18 protein-coding genes are annotated in these 21,018 nt (G+C 48.0%); 6 read left to right on the top strand and 12 right to left on the bottom strand.

Features of this window, described 5'->3' with window-relative positions; genetic code table 11:
- The first annotated feature begins 15 nt into the window (after positions 1-15).
- On the top strand, positions 16-1,029 hold the full coding sequence (locus tag IEW88_RS09465; RefSeq protein WP_185148581.1) for an alpha/beta hydrolase family protein: 1,014 nt from the start codon (positions 16-18) through the stop codon (positions 1,027-1,029).
- Here IEW88_RS09465 and IEW88_RS09460 read toward each other — a convergent pair.
- Positions 1,026-2,036: a GGDEF domain-containing protein gene (locus IEW88_RS09460; protein ID WP_147904001.1), complete on the bottom strand. Its 1,011-nt coding sequence runs from the start codon at positions 2,034-2,036 to the stop codon at positions 1,026-1,028. The genes IEW88_RS09465 and IEW88_RS09460 overlap by 4 nt on opposite strands.
- 180 nt (positions 2,037-2,216) lie before the next feature.
- On the opposite strand from IEW88_RS09460, the gene IEW88_RS09455 reads away from it, so the two are divergent.
- Genes IEW88_RS09455 through IEW88_RS09435 form a run of 5 tightly spaced genes read left to right on the top strand, consistent with a single transcriptional unit; the run spans position 2,217 to position 6,197 of the window.
- Positions 2,217-2,645, top strand: coding sequence for a YybH family protein (locus IEW88_RS09455; RefSeq protein ID WP_147904000.1), 429 nt, complete (start codon positions 2,217-2,219; stop codon positions 2,643-2,645).
- A 9-nt stretch (positions 2,646-2,654) separates the two neighbouring features.
- Positions 2,655-2,999: a YciI family protein gene (locus IEW88_RS09450; protein WP_147903999.1), complete on the top strand. Its 345-nt coding sequence runs from the start codon at positions 2,655-2,657 to the stop codon at positions 2,997-2,999.
- Position 3,000: 1 nt separating this feature from the next.
- Complete coding sequence (locus tag IEW88_RS09445) at positions 3,001-3,408, top strand: YciI family protein (protein WP_147903998.1); 408 nt, start codon at positions 3,001-3,003, stop codon at positions 3,406-3,408.
- 1 nt (position 3,409) lies between these two features.
- A complete protein-coding gene (locus IEW88_RS09440; RefSeq protein WP_229670426.1) occupies positions 3,410-4,660 on the top strand; it encodes an RNA polymerase sigma factor in 1,251 nt (416 codons plus the stop codon).
- Positions 4,661-4,712: 52 nt separating this feature from the next.
- Positions 4,713-6,197 (top strand): NAD-dependent succinate-semialdehyde dehydrogenase, encoded by a 1,485-nt coding sequence (locus IEW88_RS09435; RefSeq protein WP_147903997.1) that lies wholly within the window; start codon positions 4,713-4,715, stop codon positions 6,195-6,197.
- Positions 6,198-6,230: 33 nt separating this feature from the next.
- On the opposite strand, the gene IEW88_RS09430 is transcribed toward IEW88_RS09435, so the two are convergent.
- The 11 genes from IEW88_RS09430 to IEW88_RS09380 form a co-directional block, all read right to left on the bottom strand.
- On the bottom strand, positions 6,231-6,668 hold the full coding sequence (locus IEW88_RS09430) for an anti-virulence regulator CigR family protein (RefSeq protein WP_147903996.1): 438 nt from the start codon (positions 6,666-6,668) through the stop codon (positions 6,231-6,233).
- An 88-nt stretch (positions 6,669-6,756) separates the two neighbouring features.
- Positions 6,757-7,767 (bottom strand): LacI family DNA-binding transcriptional regulator, encoded by a 1,011-nt coding sequence (locus tag IEW88_RS09425; RefSeq protein ID WP_147903995.1) that lies wholly within the window; start codon positions 7,765-7,767, stop codon positions 6,757-6,759.
- Between the two features lie 35 nt (positions 7,768-7,802).
- Positions 7,803-9,242, bottom strand: a complete 1,440-nt coding sequence (locus IEW88_RS09420) for an MFS transporter (RefSeq protein WP_147903994.1) — start codon at positions 9,240-9,242, stop codon at positions 7,803-7,805.
- A 77-nt stretch (positions 9,243-9,319) separates the two neighbouring features.
- Entirely contained in the window at positions 9,320-11,884 is a 2,565-nt protein-coding gene (locus IEW88_RS09415; protein WP_185148580.1) for a cellulase family glycosylhydrolase, read from the bottom strand.
- 17 nt (positions 11,885-11,901) lie between these two features.
- Entirely contained in the window at positions 11,902-13,464 is a 1,563-nt protein-coding gene (locus tag IEW88_RS09410; RefSeq protein WP_147903992.1) for a sodium/sugar symporter, read from the bottom strand.
- A gap of 97 nt (positions 13,465-13,561) precedes the next feature.
- Positions 13,562-14,521, bottom strand: a complete 960-nt coding sequence (locus tag IEW88_RS09405) for an aldose epimerase family protein (RefSeq protein WP_147903991.1) — start codon at positions 14,519-14,521, stop codon at positions 13,562-13,564.
- Positions 14,518-15,594, bottom strand: a complete 1,077-nt coding sequence (gene galK / locus IEW88_RS09400; protein ID WP_188713506.1) for a galactokinase — start codon at positions 15,592-15,594, stop codon at positions 14,518-14,520. The genes IEW88_RS09405 and galK overlap by 4 nt, the downstream gene beginning before the upstream one ends.
- Before the next feature lie 36 nt (positions 15,595-15,630).
- Positions 15,631-16,701: a UDP-glucose--hexose-1-phosphate uridylyltransferase gene (locus tag IEW88_RS09395; RefSeq protein ID WP_147903989.1), complete on the bottom strand. Its 1,071-nt coding sequence runs from the start codon at positions 16,699-16,701 to the stop codon at positions 15,631-15,633.
- Positions 16,702-16,847: 146 nt separating this feature from the next.
- Positions 16,848-17,867 (bottom strand): UDP-glucose 4-epimerase GalE, encoded by a 1,020-nt coding sequence (galE, locus tag IEW88_RS09390; RefSeq protein WP_147903988.1) that lies wholly within the window; start codon positions 17,865-17,867, stop codon positions 16,848-16,850.
- Between the two features lie 4 nt (positions 17,868-17,871).
- Positions 17,872-20,238 (bottom strand): glycoside hydrolase family 2 protein, encoded by a 2,367-nt coding sequence (locus IEW88_RS09385; RefSeq protein ID WP_147903987.1) that lies wholly within the window; start codon positions 20,236-20,238, stop codon positions 17,872-17,874.
- Positions 20,239-20,279: 41 nt separating this feature from the next.
- Positions 20,280-20,987, bottom strand: coding sequence for an SDR family NAD(P)-dependent oxidoreductase (locus IEW88_RS09380; RefSeq protein ID WP_147903986.1), 708 nt, complete (start codon positions 20,985-20,987; stop codon positions 20,280-20,282).
- Positions 20,988-21,018: the final 31 nt, after the last annotated feature.

The following is a 21,018-nucleotide window of genomic DNA, read 5'->3' as shown; positions in this document are numbered from 1 at the left end:
TTTATGAGGTTGGTTATGAAACTGTTTTGGTTCGCATTGCTGCTTTCTTATCAAAGCCAAAGCATGGCGCAGAGCTGGCCAGGCTTTGCCACACAACAATCCTGCCTCGAGCTTTATCCTGATTATCAGCAAATGGTACAACAGGCCCGGCAACAGACGTCCTGGTATAGTCTGGATTATTGGTTAGCCTCCTGGTTATTACCGGAAAAGCAATTTGAACGCACTCAACAACTGCTGGATTGCGCCCAGTTGGAGTACCACTCTGATCAGTTTTTAGTACAAGCCTGGGGTCTGCAACCCAAAGCAACACCGCCACAAAAATGGCCTGTGATTATCTACAACAGAGGCGGTAATTCGGCCTTAGGCCGGCTGGATTTTGTTTCAGTGTTACGCCAACTGAGCCCTCTGGCCCAACAAGGTTTTATCGTATTAGCCAGCCAATACAGAGGTTCAGTACCACAAAACCAACAGATCTATGGCAAAGATCAGTTTGGTGGCGCTGACGTACAGGATATCCATCAATTGATTGAGCTGGCGAAAAAGCTGCCGGGTGCGGATGCAGAGAATATCTTTTTATACGGCATCAGCAGAGGGGGGATCATGAGTTATCTCACCGCCCGTCAGCGTGATGACATCCGTGCTATCGCTGTCACTGGAGCCCCGACAGATTTAGTGACTGAACTATCACGTTTACCAGAGATGGAGCTTGTGTTTCGTAGTCTGATCCCAAACTACGATCAGAACAAACAACAAGAGCTACGGCAACGTTCAGTACTGTTCTGGGCGGAGGAATTACCAGCCACTTTGCCTGTATTGCTGATGCATGGCGGACAAGATAAAAGAGTGCATCCGGATAATTCAAAACGTCTGGCTGCCAGACTGACAGAGCTACAACGACCGGTAAAGCTGATTGAATTTAAAGAGGCTGACCATTTATTAACTGATTACAAAGAGCAGGAGCGTCAGGAAATGCTGAACTGGTTTCGCCAACATCAACACAGTAGCCAAAAACCAGTGGCTGCGCCCTAACCCGCTCGCTCCGCCCTGTCCCGCCCCAAAGCTTTTGCTTTATACAAGGCCTGATCAGCTCGTTGTAACAGTTGATCCAAAGCGCTTTCTGCGGTGCTTGCAATACCAATACTTAAACTACTGGCTAAGCCAGACTGCAACATCCGCTGTTTAAACTCCTGTTGTACCCTCAACGCCAAATGCATCAAGCCTTCGGCATCGGTATCAGTCGCCGCTAGTACAAATTCATCGCCACCTAAACGACAGGCGATATCACTTTGCCTGGCGACAGCAGTCAGCACCTGAGCTAAATGCTGCAAAGCCAGATCACCGGTTTCGTGACCATGTTGATCGTTTAACTGCTTGAACTCATCGATATCGATCATCATCAACGCCAGCCCGGTGCCATGAGTCTCAGCATCAAGCAGATACTGTTCGAATTTTGTCTGAAAAGCGCGACGGTTATCCAGGCCCGTTAATACATCGGTATGAGCCAGAGTTTCCATTTGCTGGGCTTGCCGGTACAGCTTATCTATAGTTTTTTCAGCGACCTTCACCCGTTTTTGTTGCAACTGCATCTGCTGGTCCAGCGCCAGTTGATAAGCCATTGCATCGGCAATCAGTTTCAGGCTGGTTAAGGTATGCTGTTGAATATGAATGGGTTCAGTACTGGCGCCACACAAAGTTCCTATGGTTTGTCCTTTCGACAATACAGGGATGGCAAAAAAAGTTTGCATACCTAAAGCTGCGCCTGCGGACCCCGGAAATGTGGAGGGAACAGAATCTGAGTAGCTGAGATTGGCATCAAATAGCACGCGGCACATCGAGTCGGACCAGTTCACAACTGAACCTTCCTCAATAGGCAGATGCAAAGGACCTTCCACTAAAATCACTTGCTGAGTCAGTGCATTCCAGTCGATACGGGTTAAAAAGGTAGTATCCAGCCCGGTTAAATGCTGCACCAACAGCAGTAAGGGCCGGGCAGCGTGCTCAAGAGCCAGACTACTATAACGTTGACGTTCTGGCATAAATACTCTGGTCAGTTGCTGGACTTAACATGTTTTTTAGCACTGCTTTCTTTTGACTGTTTAATTTATACGTCACTTTTACTCAGCAAGAGCAAATAAATTCAAATTATTTTGTGCAAACTGTCGAATTCAGCCTGGCCGCTTCGACTACAGAGTCATTCAACCCAAAGAGGACACAACATGACTCATTCTATTCAACAGTTATCTGCTCAGTGGGCGCAGGCAGTGCTCAGTCAGAACATCAGCCAGGTTATGGCATTTTACGCTGATGAACTCATTGCTTATGACGCAGTTGCTCAACTACAGTTCAAGGGGAAAGTTGCCTATAAAGCCCACTGGCAACGCTGTATGGAGTTCTGCGCTGGCGGCCATTCAAAGTTTGAACTACGTGATTTAACTATTCAGCAAAATGATCAGATCGCCTTTAGCCATGCGTTGGTTTACTGCGAAGGCAGCAATGAAAAAGGCGAAACTCAGGGCTGCTGGATGCGCCTGACCCAAGGCTGGCAAATGCAGCAAGGCCAATGGCGTATTCTTCATGACCATTTTTCCGTGCCTTTTGATATGGTATCTGGAGCGGTATTATTTGAACTAACACCAGAGGCCTGAGGAGCAGCGATGAAATACTTATGTTTGGTCTACAGTGATGAGAAATTGCTGCACTCCTTGCCCGACAGCCCCAAAGACGAGGAATGTTTTGCATACGCAACATCAGTGCAAAACAGTGGTCGTATGCTGGCCGCCGAAGCGCTGCAGCCTGTAGATACAGCCACCACAGTGCGGGTGCGCGCTGGTAAAACCTTGTTAACCGATGGGCCTTTTGCCGAAACCAAAGAGCAACTGGCTGGGTTTTATCTGGTCGAAGCCAAAGATTTAAACGAAGCGATACAGCTTGCTGCTGGTATTCCGGCAGCTCGTGTGGGCTCTGTTGAGGTTCGTCCTGTTCGGCAACTGGAGGTATAAGATGCGTTTTATGCTGCTGATGATCCCTAAAGGCTATGAAAGCGCAGCCCCAGGCGCTATGCCGGAAGCTTCGGCTGTAGAAGCCATGATGGACTACAACAGAAAACTACAGCAAGCCGGTATTTTGATGAGCTGTGAAGGTTTACATCCACCTTCTATGGGCGCTCGTGTCAGCTTCAGTGCAGGCAAGGCGCTGGTTACTGACGGGCCTTTTACTGAGACCAAAGAAGTGCTGGGTGGTTATTGGATGATAAAAGTCAATTCCAAAGCCGAAGCTATTCACTGGGCCAGTTTATGTCCGGCTGGTGATAACGAAGTGATCGAAGTGCGACAAATTCAGGATATGGACGATTTTCCTGAAGATATACAGCAGATTGCCGCCGACTTCGCCAACATGCAAAGTTCATAAGTTGTTGCATAGCCGGGTCACAGCCGAAACTATTTCGGCACTGTACCAACAAGAAAGTCGCAGGGTGCTGGCCACTCTGATCCGGCTTTTGGGTGATTTTGAACTGGCCGAAGAAGCTCTGCAGGAGGCCTTTGCCTGTGCTTTACAACAATGGCCTGTCGAGGGATTACCCACAGAGCCCAGAGCCTGGCTGGTCTCCACAGGACGCTTTAAAGCCATAGATAAAATTCGCCAGCAGCAAAGCCAGCGTAAATATCAACAACAATGGCTGTTTGAACAAGATGAAGACATCGAAGCTTTCCAACCCGATGAAAGCAGCGCTCAAAACTGGCAGGACGATGAGCTTCGACTGATTTTCACCTGCTGTCATCCGGCTTTATCCACCGAAGCCCAAATTGCGCTCACCTTACGCGAAATTTGTGGCCTGACGACTGAGCAAATTGCCAAAGCTTTTTTAACCAGCCCAGTCACCATAGCCCAGCGGATAGTCAGGGCAAAAAACAAAATACGTGACGCTGCTATTCCTTATGAAATTCCCACTGCAGAACAATTGCCAGAGCGGCTGGATGTTGTGCTTAAAGTGATTTATCTGCTGTTCAATGAAGGTTATAACCAAAGTTCGGGCGACCAGTTGCTGTGTGCAGAGCTGTCAGCTCAGGCCATACGACTTGGTTTTTTATTACTGCAGTTACAACCCGACACTGAAACTATGGGCTTATTGGCTTTGTTGTTATTGCAGGAATCACGGCGCCATGCCCGTATTGATCCACAGGGTGACCTGATATTACTGGCTGCTCAGGACAGAAGCTTATGGGATCAGGCCTTGATCCAACAAGGGGTTCAACTGGTTGAGCGCTCTTTAACAGGCCGCCGTGTTGGTCCTTATGGCTTGCAGGCCGCCATAGCTGCACTGCATGCACAAAGCCCGGATGCTGCAAGTACCGACTGGCCACAAATTGTTGCTTTGTACGATGTGCTGTATCGATTTGAAGCCTCGCCTGTGGTGCTGTTAAACCGAGCCGTAGCCATCAGTATGGCGCAAGGCCCGGCTGCGGCATTACCACTCTTACAGGCGCTGGAACAAAATGGCGAACTGGCGCAGTACCACCTGCTTGACGCCGCTTTAGCCGATATACACCAAAAACTTGGCCACAACCGACTGGCAAAGTTTTATTATAAAAACGCGTTAAGTAAAACCAGCCAACAGGCTGAACAGCGCTTTTTGCAAAAGAAGTTGCAGACATTGGGTTAACTCCTTTTTCAGGCTACACTGGCAGAGCCAGATCAGCTCCGGAGCTAAGCCCATGACAAACCAAACAAATAGCGTTTTTACATCACTGAACGACAGCGCTTTGGTGCATCACAGCAGTTATATAGCCGGACAATTTCAAAGTAGCCGCAGTGGTCATTTTGCGGTGCATAACCCTGCTGATGGCAGTTTGCTGGCCTTAGTGGCAGAAGCAGGAGCCACAGAAGCAGAACAAGCGGTCACAGCAGCAGCTGCGGCTTTTCCTGCCTGGTCTGGCCGTACTGCAGCTGAACGTTGTGCTGTGCTTATGCGCTGGTATCAATTAATGCTGCAGCATCAGCAGGACTTAGCCCGCATTTTAACTTTGGAGCAAGGCAAACCCTTAGACGAAGCTGCAGGTGAAATCAGCTATGGCGCCTCTTTTGTCAGTTGGTTTGCTGAAGAAGCCAAGCGTATGAATGGCGATATTATTCCGGCGCCTAAAACTAACCAGCAAATTCTGGTACTGAAACAAGCCATAGGTGTAGTGGCCGCTATTACGCCGTGGAATTTCCCCAATGCAATGATTTTACGTAAAGCCGCCGCAGCTTTGGCTGCAGGTTGTACTTTTATCGTCAAACCTTCAGAGTTGACGCCTTTATCGGCTTTAGCCTTGGCTGAACTCGCGACCCGTGCCGGTATTCCGGCAGGTGTGTTTAATGTAGTCACAGGGACAGATGCCAAAGCTATAGGTCAGGTGCTGACCAAAGACAGCCGTGTGGCAAAATTTAGTTTTACCGGTTCCACCCCAGTTGGCAAAACTTTGCTGGCGCAGTGCGCTTCTACCGTAAAAAAAGTTTCGATGGAACTGGGGGGCAACGCGCCTTTTATTGTCTTTGATGATGCCGATTTGCCATCTGCGGTGCAGGGTTTACTGGCGGCGAAATTCCGTAATGCCGGTCAAACCTGTGTTTGTGTCAATCGTATTTTTGTGCAACGTCCTGTGTACGATGCTTTTTTAGCCTTGTTAATTAAAGCCACAGCGCCACTCAAACTGGCCTCTGGTTTAGAAGCAGGTTGCCAGATAGGCCCACTAATTAACCAGGCTGCGGTGGATAAGATCTCCCGTTTGTTAGATCAGGCGCTGGATCAAGGTGCCGAACTCTTGCTTGGTGGCGCTATTGATGCTGACTTAGGGCCGTTGTTTTTCCAGCCCACTATAGTCACAGACGTCACGGCTGATATGCAAATCAGTCAGACTGAAATTTTTGGCCCTGTGCTTTGCATCAGCGTATTTGATACAGAGCAAGAGGCGATAGAACTCTCTAACAATACCCCAACAGGCCTTGCCAGCTATTTTTACAGCCGAGATATAGGCCGTATTTTCCGTGTCGCCAAAGCGCTGGAATACGGCATGATAGGCATCAATGAAGGTTTAATTTCCAATGCAGCAGCGCCTTTTGGCGGTGTGAAAGAGTCAGGTTTAGGCCGCGAAGGCTCCAGCTATGGCCTGGATGACTTTACTGAATTGAAGTATCTGTGTTTAGGTGGATTGAGCTGAGGCTCCAGCCCTTCACTGACCAACAGCTCACCATCAGTGCAACACATCTACCAGCACATCTGCTATTACAGCTGTCGCTATTGATACCAAAATTAAATCCGTGCCCACCACTTGCCATTCATAGCCCTGATGTTGCGGCAGCTCCGCAAGCATAGCTGCCGGGGCGGATTTTTTCGCAATACCAGGAGGCAGAGGCTTACCTTTGGCTAAGTTCTTGCGGATCCCTGAGGGCAAAGCTGTCTGCCCCGTCATTTGATAACGCTCTGCCACAGAGCGGGCATCCGTCAGGCTGATGCCCGCGCTGACAGTCACAGGCTTCAGTTCAACTATTTTTTGTTTGCTCTGTTGTTTCAGCTGCTTTTCCGCCGCTTTGGCTTTGTGCTGATGATCTTTGTCCGCATCGGCGGCATTCACTTGTTGTGTTAATAAAGGCGCGATTAACGCGACCCACAAGGTAGTTCGTGCATTCATGGTATTCAGCCTCGTTGTTTTAGTTGTTCTTTAGCATAGTCAACAAAACTGGATCCCGGCTGAATGACATTGAAAGTGTATTTTGTATTTAACTGCGAGGCGCATCCGCCACCGAATCCCGCTCTACTAACTGCGGTATAAACAAGTGCGTTCTGCTTTCAGGCTCTATGCTGGTATCACTGAGTTGTATCGCCAGCTTAGTGGCGTAGCTGGCCATTTCTTCGACCGGATAATGCATAGTGGTTAAACGTGGGCGGCAAGCTCGGCTGACTATTAAATCGTCAAACCCTATCACAGAGACATCTTCCGGTACCCGCAGGCCAGCGGCAAATAAGGCGTGAATAGCACCTATCGCCATTAAATCGTTGTAAGCCAAGAGCGCGGTGAATTGAATGCCTTTATTCAGTAAGGCCTGAACCGCTTGCTCGCCCCCTTCCATATTAGCGGTGGATTCTTCAATAGCTGCCTCAGAGAGCTGCAAACCCGCCAGTTTGAGCGATTCGCGAATACCTTGCAGTCGAAAACCCGGGTCGCCGTTTTGATAAATACTGGTGATCACCGCAAAGTTTTTATGGCCCCTATTGATTAAATAATCCGTCGCTGTGCGTGCACCTGCGACGTTATCCAGCCAGACACAGCGGTTGGCGATAGCGGGCATATACCTGTTAATCAGCACTAGCCCAGGGATTTCTTTCGCTAGTTTCAATAAGGTTTTTTCATCTGAATATTCGCTGTGCAGAATAATAGCCTGACAGTTGTGATCCCGCAAAGAATCAATAGCTTCCTGCTCCGACTTGGTCTCGTATAACGAGTTACTCATCAGCAGTTTGTAGTTGTTTTCGCGCGCACCTTTTTCAACACCACTGGCGAGGCTGCCAAAAAATGGCATCGACAGTTTAGGGGTCACTACCCCCAGCGTATTGGTGGTTTTGCTGACCAGAGCACGGGCATTGCTGTTGGGTCTATAACCTAATTCGGCTATCACCTTTTTTACCCGGGCACGGCAGGCTTCCCCCACCTGATGACCGTCGTGGATCACCCGGGACACTGTAGCTATCGATACACCAGCTACTTTTGCGACATCTTTAATTGTGACCATAATTTTTTCTTTTTTTATTGATTATCTACAGCGAACTAAATCGCTTCTGAACCCTGATTTTTTGTTTTAGCTAAGGCCAAACTGATTTGTTGACTGGCTTGGGCATCCAGATGATACCTTCTTACCAGCAGCAAGGAACAGAAGGCAAAGACCATAGTGCCCAGTGCTAAAATAACCCGCATCGCCAGAATACTGTCCGGGTTTTGCGCTGCAGAAAGCTGTGCATTAAAACCAATCAAATTCAGCGATAAACCGGCCAGCAATAAGGCCAGGGCTGCACTTAAACTGGTGACCCAGCTATGAATAGCCACAAAAACACCTTCGCGGCGCTGACCATGTTTTAATTCGTCTTCATCACATAAATCCGCCATCATAGAGGGAATTAACATGGTCATAGCAGTCCAGGCTGCGGTGCAGAATAAAGCATCCAGCCAAATCCAGCCGTAGCCTTGTGGCGTAAAAATAAACCACTTACAGGCACCACCAAACAAGGTCAGGATATAAATCAGCTGCAACGCTTTGATTTTTCCAACACGGGACGATAAAGCTGCGATCAATGGCACGGTCAGAAAACCAAAAGCAGCATAAGCCATCGACAACCAGCCTTTAAAAATGGCGCCCTGAGCTATATCCCCTTGTGCAATAAAATACACCAAGAGGTAATAATCCATACTGGCGGTAAAAGCGCCTCCGGCCATCTGCAACACAGTCAGCAGCAATAATACACGTAAGCCTTTGTTTGTTTTTAAGGTTTTCAAACTTTGTCTTAAAGTGACAGGCGGAAAAGTAACAGCAGAGCGGTGCACCACTTCTTTGCTGTAACAAGCCGCTAAAGTACCCAGCAGGCCAAAAATAAACAAAGCCACGCCCCAGCCGACATAACGAATACCGACAAAAACCGAACTGAAAATGGCCAGTTGTGCCAGCGGAAATAGCCACTGATACAACAAAGAACCCAGTTTCAAAAAATAAGTGGTAAAGCCCATAATTTCAGTGCGCTGATGATAATCCGGGCTCATTTCATAGGATAAACAGGTCATAGGCACAGACATAAAAGTGGCGGCGATATAAAACAGTAGCGAGAAAACGACAAAGTACAGCAGGTGGGCCAGTTCACTCCAACCTGTCGGCACCATCCAAATCAAGCCAAAAAACAAACAACAAGCCCAACTGGCGATTAGAATAAAAGGCCGTCTGCGGCCAAAACGGCTGTGATGATGATCAGATAAATGCCCAACCCAGGGGCCTAATAAAGTACCGAGTAACAAAGGTAAAGTAAGAGCCAGCCCCAGTAAAAATGGGTCTACCCCTAAGGTCATCTGGTAAAACGGAATAGCCAGTACGCTGACACTTTGCTGGGCAAAAAACATCGCAAAAAAGCCAGCGCCAAGCGCCAGCTTTTGAGTGCCAGAAACCCGTATCAACTCTGAAGTCGATGTGGATACAGTTATGTTTTGGTGCAGTGGCTTTGCCATAGCACTCCTGTTTTGTACTAAAAACAAAGCCGATTATAGGCCTGTGCAGAAAACTGACGCAACACAGGCCTTTTAAACTATGGCTTTTGGATCAAACTCACTTCCGCCAGTTCCACTCCATGCCAGCCTTTCGCTGCTGCCGGACTGTAAGCGCTCTGATTAAACATCAGCTGTATGCCTTGTAACTGCTGCAGTTCATTCAGATCCAACTCTGAGCCCTGCTCCACTTTGGGCGCAAAGAGCGGCATAAACATAGGGTAGGCCTGAGTCATCAGCGTATCGGTGCGCTTGAGTTTATTCAGCGGCACTAACAGATACTGCCAGTCAGTGCCTACTTTCAGCTCTGTGCCATAGGCGATGCCGTCTTTATCCAGCACAGCAAACTTCAGCTGCTCCGGTTGTTTCACCGCACGGATTTTCAGCGCCACTGTGTCATAACCTTTCAAATTACGTTGTAGCAGGCTGTTGTCGGCAGACAAAGTGGTTTTCAGGATAGCTGCGGCTTTAGGATTTTCTAACGAATCCACACCCAATTGCATCGCTAAACCAGCGCCTGAACTATCAGCAACAAAACGTTGCGTCACAGTCGCATCTTTTGGATACAGGCTGTTTTGTCTGTCCAGTGTTGCGTCGAATAACGCCACAGGCTGACCTTGTGGTTTCAAAGCCACTGTCCAGTACGGTGCTTTGCTGACAAAATCCCAGTCCTGTGGAGAACCTGTTGCTGCACCGGGAAAGGTCAGGTTTTTGCCATCCGCTGTAACCACAAAGGCATATTCCAGCAGGCCGGTCTGAGTCCAGTCTTTTGGCATGGCCAGTTGATAACGACCACTGACCTCAGGCTTTGCTTGCATCTCAAAGGCTGTAAACTTGTTATCCCCTAAATATCGCAGCATCAGCTGCACTTTTTCAGGCTTGTTCAGAGCACCAATATCCACTTCAAAGCTAAAGGGGTCGCCCAACTGGATTTGACGCTGATTCTGATGCACTAAAGCCAGTTCTGTTGATTGAGGTTTTGGCAGATAAAAATCTGTCTCGACTTTATTGGCATACTGTTGTGCCAATGCTGCTTTGGCGGTCAGTAAGTACACACCGGGGCGCACTGCTACTTCGCCATCAGCGGCAGATGCAGTGGCTGTATTGCCCGTATTTAAGCCTTTCAGTTGATAGTTCTTGCCCAAGTCTGTAAGCGTCAGTTTCAACTGCTGAGCAGCAGGGTACAAACGCCCTGCTTCACGACTTAAACTGGAGTTTTGATACGGGTCCTGCAGCGTCAACACGTCTGGATAGACTTCTAAGCGCCAGACGCCATCAGCTACTTTATCCAGAAAATAAGCACCTGAGCCGCTGTATTTCGCCACAGCAGACGAGCCAACACCTGCAATGCTCGTTAGCTTAGCTACAGCTTTTGGCTCTGTTTGGGTGCTGTTGCTGTAGAAGAACTGCGTTGGGGTATTGAGCACAGATAAATTCTGCTGATAATCCAGAGTCACAGCGCCAAAGCTGTTGCTGGCCGGATAATCCGCTACTTTTTCAGCACGCTTTTGACTGCGGAACACTTCAGCGGCAATTTTTAAGCTGATGGCTTTAGACGGGGTATACAGCAGGTTCAGATGATGGGTGTTGTATTCAGAGTTAGTATGAGCCACAGCCGCAGCGTCATACGCAAACTGAGTGGCCCACTGAAAACCTGCTTCACGGAAACTACGTGCCATAGCCGGATACATCACTGAGCTTGCCACATCGGCCGCATCAAACTCGTACACCATTTTGGCTTTAGTCGCACATTCGCTGATGCCAGCAAAAGGATTGGTGTAGTGCGCGACCGCAGGTAGCATATTGCCATTGATCACACTGCCTTTGACCAAACCCGTTGGATACCACTGATAAGACACGCCATCTATGCTGGTATTGCATAACGCTTTAGCAAAAGGCTGATCATCCCCCTGCTCGCTGGTGTTGTAAAACAAAGGTTTAGTCACGCCAGCTGCCCGAATGGTACTGATTAAGTCCTCAATATAAGCCGCGCTTTGTTGTGGTTTGATCTCATGTTTAGGTTCGTTAAAGATCTCAAAAGCAATAATGTTATCGTCTTGCTGATAGCTTTTGCCAGTCAGCGGGTTGACGTGTTTAAACAGCTGGGTCAGATAATTTTTCTGCGCTTTGATAGCATCTGCCGACTGATTCATCTGGCTTTTGCTGTAAAAAGTTGAAAAACCATATTCCACCGGATCCGGCTCAGGATAACCACTGCCCCACCAGCCAATGGGGGTAATAATCACTTTGATGCCTTTTTCTTTTAAGCGCAGCAACAGGTAATCAAAGAGTTGCAGGTGAATATTGTCCTGCAGGTTACCCTCTTTATCGGCCAGTAATCTGTCCCATAAATGCACGCGGTAAGCGTCCAGCCCTAAACGGGCAATATGGTCCACATCCATATCAATGGCAGCACGATGATCCACGCCAACACGTTCAATAGAGCGATAACCGTAAGCAAAAGGCGCACTGTAATTGACACCAAACAGTGCCACTTCAGAACCATTCTGCCACTGCAATACACCGTCTTTTACAGAAACCGGATTAGCCGCAGCAGAGGCGCTAAAAAGCGCTGCTGCTGTTGTGCAAAGAAAGGCTGTAGACATAAATCTCTGCTGCATTGTTACCACCAGGCGATATAAAAGGCTGCCACAATCAGAGTGATCAATACGGCATACAAATTAAAGCTTGGACGGGTTTCAAAACTGATGTCGCTCAGTTCCACCGCATGAGGATGTTTGCCCTGACGCTGGAATAAAGTGACCACTATAGCTAAAGCTAAACAGCTTAGGAACACTAAACCTACGCGGTCCATAAATGGCATTTCTGGCAAAGCCACTTTGAAAATCCAGCTCAGCACAGCTGAGCTGATAGCAGCCACTAAAGCGGCAGTTGCTGTAGTACGAGACCAGAACATACCTAATAAAAACAGCACCACTATGCCTGGTGTAAAGAAGCCGGTAAATTCCTGAATATACTGGAAGGCCTGATCGAATTCGCCCAGCAATGGCTTAGCAGTAAAGACTGCAATCACCAAAGCCACCAGGCTGACTATACGACCTACTTTGACGTAATGCTGCTGGCTCTGGTCTTTGTTAAACTGCGAGTAAATATCCATAGTAAAAATGGTCGCGACGCTGTTGGTCATCGAAGCAAGGCTCGACAAAATAGCAGCCACTAAAGCAGCAAAAATTAAGCCTTTAATACCGGACGGCATCATGCTCAGCAGTTGCGGATAAGCCTGATCCGGCTTGCTTAAATCTGGCAACAACAACACTGCTGCTATACCTGGCAGCACCACTATCACCGGCATTAACACTTTCAGGAAGGCGGCAAACACAATACCTTTTTGTGCTTCAGCTAAGTCTTTTGCCGCTAAAGTGCGCTGGATAATATATTGGTTAAAACCCCAGTAACTCAGGTTCATAATCCACATACCACCTAACAGCACAGACAAGCCTGGTAAGCTGACATAATGTGGGCTGTCCGGCGTTAAAATCATATCGAATTTTTCCGGCACTTCAGTCAGTAAGCGGTCAAAACCAGCCCATAAGCCATTGCCAGCGCCCAACATATCCAGCGACATAAAGGACAGGAATAAACCACCGCCGACCAACAACACCACCTGAATAATGTCGGTGTAAGCCACAGCTTTTAAGCCACCGTACAAGGAATAAGCCACAGACAAAGTTGCCAAAATAAACATGCTGGTGGTCATGTCGACACCAGTCACTGTATTAATAGCCAAAGCGCCTAACCACAACACTGCAGTTAAGTTCACAAACACATACACAGCCATCCAGAACAGCGCCATGGTGGTGCGCACTCTGTTGTCAAACCGCTGCTGCAGGAATTGCGGCATAGTATAAATTTTACGTTTCAGGAAAATCGGTAAACAGAATTTACCGACCAGCAACAAGGTGATAGCTGCCATCCATTCGTAAGCTGCTATCGCCATACCTATGGCATAACCAGAACCCGACATACCAATAATTTGTTCAGCCGAAATATTAGCGGCGATCAAGGACGCACCAATAGCCCACCAGGGTAAGGTATTGCCGGCCAGAAAATAGTCATTGGTGTCTTTGTTATGTCCCTTTTCTTCCCGGGAAATATAATAAGCCAGCCCGACCAGGCCAAGCACGTATATGGCGAGGATCGCCAAATCTAAATTACTTAAAGTCATCTTTATCCTTACCCTGTTTTACCCGTCGCTGATGTTGCTGCGCTGCAACATCAGAACAGCCGGGTATGTCTTGTTGTTATGGTTACCAGTTTTTTAGCTAACTGAATTTATACACTATTAGTTGCTGATACAACTCACCTGCTTTGAGCAGAGTGCTGGGAAAGCCAAGTTGATTAATCGCATCAGGCCAGCCCTGGGCTTCCAGACAAAGCCCCTGTCGTGGTGTAAAAGGTACAGCCAGAAAATTCCCTGTATAAAGCTGTAAACCAGGCTGAGTGCTGAATACTTCAAGCTGACGGCCACTTTGAGCTGAGCTTAATACCGCCATCCGTTTTAACTCTGCAGCATCAGCACCTTGCCAGATAAAACAGTGGTCAAAACCATTGGCCAAGGCCAGCTGCGGGTCCTGCTGCAAAAGTGCAGATCCGACTAATTTAGCCTGGCTAAAGTCAAAAGCTGTGCCTGCTACTGCACGGCGCTCTGAGGTTGGGATGGCACTTTCATCTGTTGGCAAATAATGGGGTGCTGTGATCTGTAACTGATGGTTTTCAATAGAAGTACCGTCGTTATTCAGATTGAAATAACAATGATTGGTTAAATTCAGTACAGTATCTTTGTTGGACATGGCTAAAAAGGACAACTCCAACTGCTGATCAACAATACGGAACTGCTGCCAGACCTGCACTGCGCCCGGATAGCCCTGGTCACCATCGGCAGAGCGTAAATACAATTGCACCGAGTCAGCTTGCTGCTTCAGCACTTGCCACTGACGGCGGTTAAAACCAGTCACACCACCATGTAAGTGATTGGGGCCATTATTACAATCAAGCTGATAGCTTGTGCCATTAAGTTCAAAACGGCCATTGGCAATACGATTAGCAACCCGACCTGCAGTAGCGCCCAGATAAAACTCATCTGTTTGATAATCTGCCACTTGCGGATAATTCAGCGTCAGCTCCTGACCAAACAGGCGGATAGAGCGGATTGTTGCGCCAAAAGGCAACAACTCTACTTCTAAACCTGTGCCTTTATCTAAGGCTATTGGGCTCTGGTTCATGCCAGAATCTGCTCTGCGCCCTGACTGGCGGTGCAGACAAAAATACCGGCTGTTAAACCGGTTTGTGCCGGGTACTCACGTTCCACCAAAGCACGAATATCATCTACACGGCCCTGTGGCACTAAAGCCACCACACAACCACCAAAACCACCGCCTGTCATCCGCACACCGCCTGTATCACCTAAAGTGTTGCCAATCATCTCCACCAGCGCATCGATAGCTGGCACAGTGATTTCAAAGTCGTTTTTCATCGACAAGTGAGATTCAGCCATTAAGCGGCTCAAAAGCTTAATATCGTGCTCAGCTAAAGCTTTAGCGGCTAATTCAGTGCGATCGTTTTCAGTAATCACATGGCGGGCACGTTTGGCCACTACTGGATCCAGTTCACCTTGCTTCGCAGCAAAAGTAGTCCAGCTGACATCCCGTAAGGCTTTGACACCAAAAATAGCGGCAGCTTCTTCACACTGACGACGGCGGGTGTTGTATTCGCTATCCACTAGGCCACGTTTTACATTGGAGTTGATAATCATCACAGCCATATCTGTGGGCACTGAAACTGCTGTGCTGTCGAGGCTGCGACAATCAATCAATAACGCATGAGCGGCTTTGCCCTGCGCAGAAATCAGCTGATCCATAATGCCGCAGTTGCAGCCAACAAAGTGGTTTTCTGCATGCTGACCATTGAGCGCATTGTCACGGCTGGAGAGTTCAACGCCCGCCAAAGTGCTGTAGGTCAGGCCCAAAGCGACTTCTAAGGACGCTGAAGAGCTTAAACCTACCCCTTGTGGCACATTGCCGCTGATAGCTAAGTCACAACCTACCAGGTTAAAACCTTTTTGCATCAGGCTGTTGGCCACACCACGGACATAGTTGGCCCATTGGTACTTCGGATGTTTATCCAGCGGAAACGTCAGTTCAAACTCATCCACTTGCTGCTGATAATCCAGCGCCAGCACCCGCACCTTTTTGTCATTGCGAGGTGTAGCAACCACCACAGTGTCGTAGTTAATAGCGCATGGTAAGACACGGTGCTCTGAAGGCAAATTCGCCCTGCTGCTGATAATGTTCGGCAAATGCCTGCTGTACTTGCTTTAGTAATTGCATCTGTATTAAACCTTGCTCTGCTGTTTGTAATGCACAGGACTTTGCTGTTTTAAGCGTTCAGCAGCCTGTTCAGGAGTCATATCACGTTGGGTTTCAGCCAGCATTTCGTAGCCCACCATAAACTTTTTAATGGTGGCAGAACGCAATAACGGCGGGTAAAAATGGCCATGCAGCTGCCAGTGATCGATGCTTTCTGACGTCTCAGCGCCAGCATCATTCTGATAAGGCGCACTATGCCAGCCCATCGAATAAGGGAAAGAGCACTGGAATAGGTTATCGTAGCGAATAGTAATTTGCTGCAGAATGTCCGCCAGCGCCGCCTGCTGCTCTGAAGTTAATTCTTCCATCCGGCGTACATGAGCTTTTGGCAATACCAGAGTTTCAAAAGGCCAGCTGGCCCAGAATGGTACTACGACCAGCCAATGCTCGTTTTCCACTACAGTACGTTCGCCACTTTGTTGCTCCAAAGCAGCATAATTGAGTAACAGGTTTTTGCCGTGTTTAGCTAAATATTCACGCTGCGCTTGATCGGCTTTGGCAGGCAAAGTAGGCACAGTGCTGTTGGCCCAAATCTGACCATGAGGATGCGGATTAGAGCAGCCGTTAATAGCGCCTTTGTTTTCAAACACCTGCACCCAGTTGTAGGTTTTGGATAAGTCTTTGTACTGGCGGATCCATTCTTCCACTATGTTCTGAATATCAGCCACACTCAGCTCAGGCATCGTCAGGCTGTGATCCGGTGAATAACAAATTACCCTGCTGGTGCCACGCTCTGCTTTTAATACAAATAAATCATCGTCTGAGCGCTGATAAAAAGGTGTATCTGCGGTTAAAGCAGCAAAGTCATTGGTAAAGACATAAGGCTTTTTATAGTCAGGATTTACGTCACCTGAAATACGAGTGTTGGTTGGACATAAAAAACAGCTATGGTCATAAGAAGGATTCTGCTCGGTAGCTGCAGTTTCAATCTGCCCCTGCCATGGTCTTTTCGCTCTGTGTGGCGATACCAGCACCCAATCCCCGGTCAAAGGGTTGTATCTGCGGTGCGGATGATCTTTTGCATTAAATTCAGACATTTATAACTCCAACCTTTCACTTAATTCCTACGTTTTACATACCCTAAGTAATTGCCGTTGCAGCGAGGCGACAAGTGTTCAAGACCCCAGGAGCATAGTTACCTATGTGACTGGGGCTTGAATACGCAGTCAACAAAGCTGCAGCGTCAAGAACGACGGGTATAACCGTGGGGGTTTAATTTCTGCCACTTCCAACTATCCGCTACCATCTGATCCAAACCCCGCTCTGCTTTCCAGCCGAGTTTTTCCGCCGCTAAAGAAGGGTCACCGTAATAACAAGCGATATCACCGGGACGACGTGGCGCCACCTGATAGGCGATCAGCTGGCCTGAAATACGACGGTAAGCATCGACCATTTCCAGCACAGAAACGCCCTGGCCAGTGCCTAAGTTAAACACATGAAAACCGGCATTCTGATGCAGAGTTTCTAAAGCTTTGACATGGCCTGAGGCTAAATCACAGACATGGATATAATCCCGCACGCCAGTCCCATCCGGCGTGTCGTAATCATCACCAAACACAGATAAATAGGGCCTGCGGCCTATAGCCACCTGATTAATAAAAGGCATCAGGTTATTTGGAATACCATTTGGGTCCTCACCAATCAAGCCTGACTCATGTGCACCTACAGGGTTAAAGTAACGCAGACTTATGGCGCTGAAATCTGGTTGAGCCACCACCAGATCAGACATGATCTGCTCCACCATCAGCTTGGAACGACCATAAGGACTTTCAGGGTGGACGGCAAAATCTTCCCGTATTGGCGACGATACCGGCTCGCCGTAGACAGTAGCTGAGGAGCTAAATACCAGTGTTTTGACCTGATGCTGCAACATCACCTGCATCAGTAAGCCTGAAGCGCTGACATTGTTTTCATAATAAAACAAAGGTTTAGCAACAGATTCACCAACAGCTTTAGAACCGGCAAAGTGAATAACTGCATCCACTTTTTCCGCAGCAAAGATAGCAGAAAGCGCTTTTTCATCACGAATATCGGCCTGATAAAACTTAATGCTCTGGCCTGTCAGTTGCTCGACCCGTTTTAACGCCTCAACACTACTGTTACTCAGGTTGTCGACTACCACGACCTGATGGCCAGAATTGAGTAACTCCAGACAAGTATGAGAGCCTATATAACCAGCGCCACCCGTGACTAAAATACGCATACTGTTATTCCTTTGTTATAGAGATAGCTTCGCTTTTGATCGCCAATACTTTGGAGTTGGCTTCAAGCTTAGCCTGGCTAAATTCAGCACCTAGTTTCACTAACACAGCGGCTTTGCCTTGTTCAGTAAAAGCAGGTTCAGGGTTGATCACTTCAATATCACCACTGGCTTTAAATTCAATAATTTGGTTATTTAAAGGTACCAACTGGCCGTTTTTGTCCAGCACTTGTGCATACACAAAGACTAAATCACCAGCCACAGGCGCTACACCACTGGTGTCGACGGTCAGCTTTAAGCTGGCAGCACGATCAGGAGTCGTCACCTGATGAGTCGCCACCTCTTTGCCTGCGATATAAGCTTTGGCCACTAGCTGCCCTGCCTTGAACTCTTTTACATCAAACTCAAAAGGCGGATGTGGCAAATGGGTCGAAAATTTATCTGTCGATGGCTCATTACGGCTAACCAGCACGCCATTTAAAAACAGCTCAACCTCTTCAGCATTACTGAAAACGCGCACTTGTGCACTGGAACCTTGTTGCCATTCACTGGCGATAAAGACCATGGGACCAGACTGATACTTATCGGATTGTTCCGACGCCGGGCGCTGGCTTTGGTAAAAGTAGTAGCTGTATTTAGGCAAACGGTAAATGCTCATAATACCGGATGCTTCCAGATCCTGGGCATAACCCCTGTTGTAATCGAACATTACCCAATAACCATCGGCATAAGCAGGTGTCGTCAGGTTGTCGTTATGAGCTTCCTGTACATTACGGGCTTGCTGTAATAAACGGGCTTCACCATGGCTTAATAACTGACGGCTGGTACGGGCTTCTTCTTTCAAATCCCCCCAGCTGTCCTGATTAAAACCAGCATTTTGCGCATAATATTCCCAGTCGCCGTACTCAGACACATTGTAAGGCACTGTGGGTGTTTCATAATGCATCTGACGGTGCTGACGCGCTTGCAGGTACATATCGTAGCCATGCTGCCAGCCGGCAGAATAAGCACCAGGAAACTCTTGTTTGACTGTGTTGTGTAAGGTTGCAACAAATTCATCCGGCATAGCAGATTCATTCAGTGAACATTCCCAGGCCAAGACGCTGGCGTGGTTACGATCACGGCGGATTAAATCGCGGCAACTCTGTATCGTCTGAGCACGGAAAGCTTCGGTTGGCTGATAATACTGCCAGCCTAAAATCGCATTCATCAGCACTAAACCCAGTTCATCTGCTGCCTGCATAAAAGCTTTGGAATGTGGGTAATGCGATAAACGTACATAATCAAAACCAGCAGATTTAATTTTCACCGCGTCTCGGTAGTCGGCCTGAGGCGAAGTGGCATAACCGACATGAGGGTATTCCTGATGGCGGTTTACGCCGCGTAAAAAAGTAAGCTCGCCGTTAATCAGCAGCTGGTGTTTATCGTTAAAGGCAAAACTGCGGATACCTATCTGTTGCTGCTGACGCTCAATCACATCGCCATTTTGTTTCAGTACTGTGTTCAGGCTGTATAAAAACGGACTAGCCGGGCTCCACAGGCTCGGATTTTTCACCCTCAGCTGTTGCTGCTGATCTACCTTAGCCCCGGCCGCCAGTTGAATGGGACCTGAGCTGACTTCTGTCACTAACTGCTCACCGGCAAACAACTGCTGCACTAATTCCAGTTCTGCGCCTGCAGTAGATTTATTCACTAACTGGGTTTTTACCGCAACAACGGATTCTGTTTTATCCACTTTTGGATAAGTAACAAAAATACCGCCCCCAGCCACTTCATTGGCCAGCATTTCATCTGTGATATGCACAGGGTTTTTAATCAGTAAACGTACGTCGCGATATAAACCACCGTAGGTATTAAAATCCAGTTGAGCCAAAGGTTTCGGCCCTGTCACTTCGTTGTCTCTGTTATCCAGTTTGACGGTCAGTTGATAAGTCTGCCCTGCGGCGACATAAGGCGTTAAATCAAGAGTAAAAGGCAAATAGCCGCCCAAATGCTCGCCTATCAGTTTATCGCCTAACCAGACCTGAGCATGATTCATCGCCGCTTCAAAACGGATCAGTAGCTGCTTACCTTGCCACTCTGGCGCTATGGTAAGAGACTTTTGGTACCAGGCAAAACCCTGCCATTGGTTATTCACCAGCAAAGGCTCAATCTGTGGCGTATGAGGTAAGTTGACCTGCTGCCAGTCTTCTGGTTTTGCCGTTAAATCAGCAGACTGACTTTTATAAAACTGCCAGTCCGCATTTAAATTCTGCTCTGTGGCTACTGCAACTTTCGGTGACTGCTCGCCCTTAGAAGATTCGGCAACCGGGCTGCATGCATACTGCAGCAATAAGGCCAACACAGCCAAAGATTGTATGAAGTACTTCAACACTGGAGAATTCCTTTTAATACGCCTGCTTTACTGCACAGGACTTAGCAAAAATTAGTTTCAATCGAAGGCCTGACCACCAGCTCGTGGATATGAGCTTTGGCTGAGCTTGCCAGCATCAGCAGAATGGCGTCAGCTACCTCTTCAGCAGACAAATAATCAGGTCTGCTGGCAACACGAAATTCGGTATCTACCCCGCCAGGATAAAGAGACAACACCTTTACTCCTGTGCCGTTTAGCTCTTTACGCAGCACTTTGCTGTAGCTATCAAGCGCTGCCTTGCTGGCGCTATAAGCGGAAATACCGGGGTTAGAAAATAAACATACAGTGGATAGCACATTCAGCACTATGCCTTTTCCTTGCTGCTGCATCCCCGGCACCAACTGCTGGATAAAATGCAGCGGCGCATAAAAGTTCAGCTGCATCATCTGCTGCAGAGCTAACCAATCCGGATCTATGGCAGCTTTTCGACTGCTATTACCGCCAGCACAATTAATCAGCACATCGACCTGACCAAACTGCTGTGTGGCCTGTTGGCAAAACTGTTGGATAGCGGCTGGTTCTGTCACCGAAAAACACTGGCTGAACACTGGAGAATCGTTTGGCAGCAAAGCGAGGGTCTGAGCTAACTTGACAGGATCACGCCCACATAAACTTAAGCTATGGCCTTGCGCCGCTAAAGCCACAGCCAAAGCACGGCCTATGCCCGATGAGGCACCAGTCAGCAGAATATGAGAGGGAGATAAGGACATCAGTCTGGCTTCCGTGAAAATGATTTTCTTC

It is taken from the genome of Rheinheimera tangshanensis, assembly GCF_014645135.1.
Lineage (GTDB): Bacteria > Pseudomonadota > Gammaproteobacteria > Enterobacterales > Alteromonadaceae > Pararheinheimera > Pararheinheimera tangshanensis.
The sequence above is the reverse complement of the archived record's forward strand: the minus strand, read 5'-3'. Positions and strand labels throughout refer to the sequence as shown.

Coding starts and splice junctions, on each gene's coding strand:
- IEW88_RS09465 (WP_185148581.1), top strand. CDS start 16: ATGAAACTGTTTTGGTTCGCATTGCTGCTTTCTTATCAAAGCCAAAGC.
- IEW88_RS09460 (WP_147904001.1), bottom strand. CDS start 2,036: ATGCCAGAACGTCAACGTTATAGTAGTCTGGCTCTTGAGCACGCTGCC.
- IEW88_RS09455 (WP_147904000.1), top strand. CDS start 2,217: ATGACTCATTCTATTCAACAGTTATCTGCTCAGTGGGCGCAGGCAGTG.
- IEW88_RS09450 (WP_147903999.1), top strand. CDS start 2,655: ATGAAATACTTATGTTTGGTCTACAGTGATGAGAAATTGCTGCACTCC.
- IEW88_RS09445 (WP_147903998.1), top strand. CDS start 3,001: ATGCGTTTTATGCTGCTGATGATCCCTAAAGGCTATGAAAGCGCAGCC.
- IEW88_RS09435 (WP_147903997.1), top strand. CDS start 4,713: ATGACAAACCAAACAAATAGCGTTTTTACATCACTGAACGACAGCGCT.
- IEW88_RS09430 (WP_147903996.1), bottom strand. CDS start 6,668: ATGAATGCACGAACTACCTTGTGGGTCGCGTTAATCGCGCCTTTATTA.
- IEW88_RS09425 (WP_147903995.1), bottom strand. CDS start 7,767: ATGGTCACAATTAAAGATGTCGCAAAAGTAGCTGGTGTATCGATAGCT.
- IEW88_RS09420 (WP_147903994.1), bottom strand. CDS start 9,242: ATGGCAAAGCCACTGCACCAAAACATAACTGTATCCACATCGACTTCA.
- IEW88_RS09415 (WP_185148580.1), bottom strand. CDS start 11,884: ATGTCTACAGCCTTTCTTTGCACAACAGCAGCAGCGCTTTTTAGCGCC.
- IEW88_RS09410 (WP_147903992.1), bottom strand. CDS start 13,464: ATGACTTTAAGTAATTTAGATTTGGCGATCCTCGCCATATACGTGCTT.
- IEW88_RS09405 (WP_147903991.1), bottom strand. CDS start 14,521: ATGAACCAGAGCCCAATAGCCTTAGATAAAGGCACAGGTTTAGAAGTA.
- IEW88_RS09395 (WP_147903989.1), bottom strand. CDS start 16,701: ATGTCTGAATTTAATGCAAAAGATCATCCGCACCGCAGATACAACCCT.
- galE (WP_147903988.1), bottom strand. CDS start 17,867: ATGCGTATTTTAGTCACGGGTGGCGCTGGTTATATAGGCTCTCATACT.
- IEW88_RS09380 (WP_147903986.1), bottom strand. CDS start 20,987: ATGTCCTTATCTCCCTCTCATATTCTGCTGACTGGTGCCTCATCGGGC.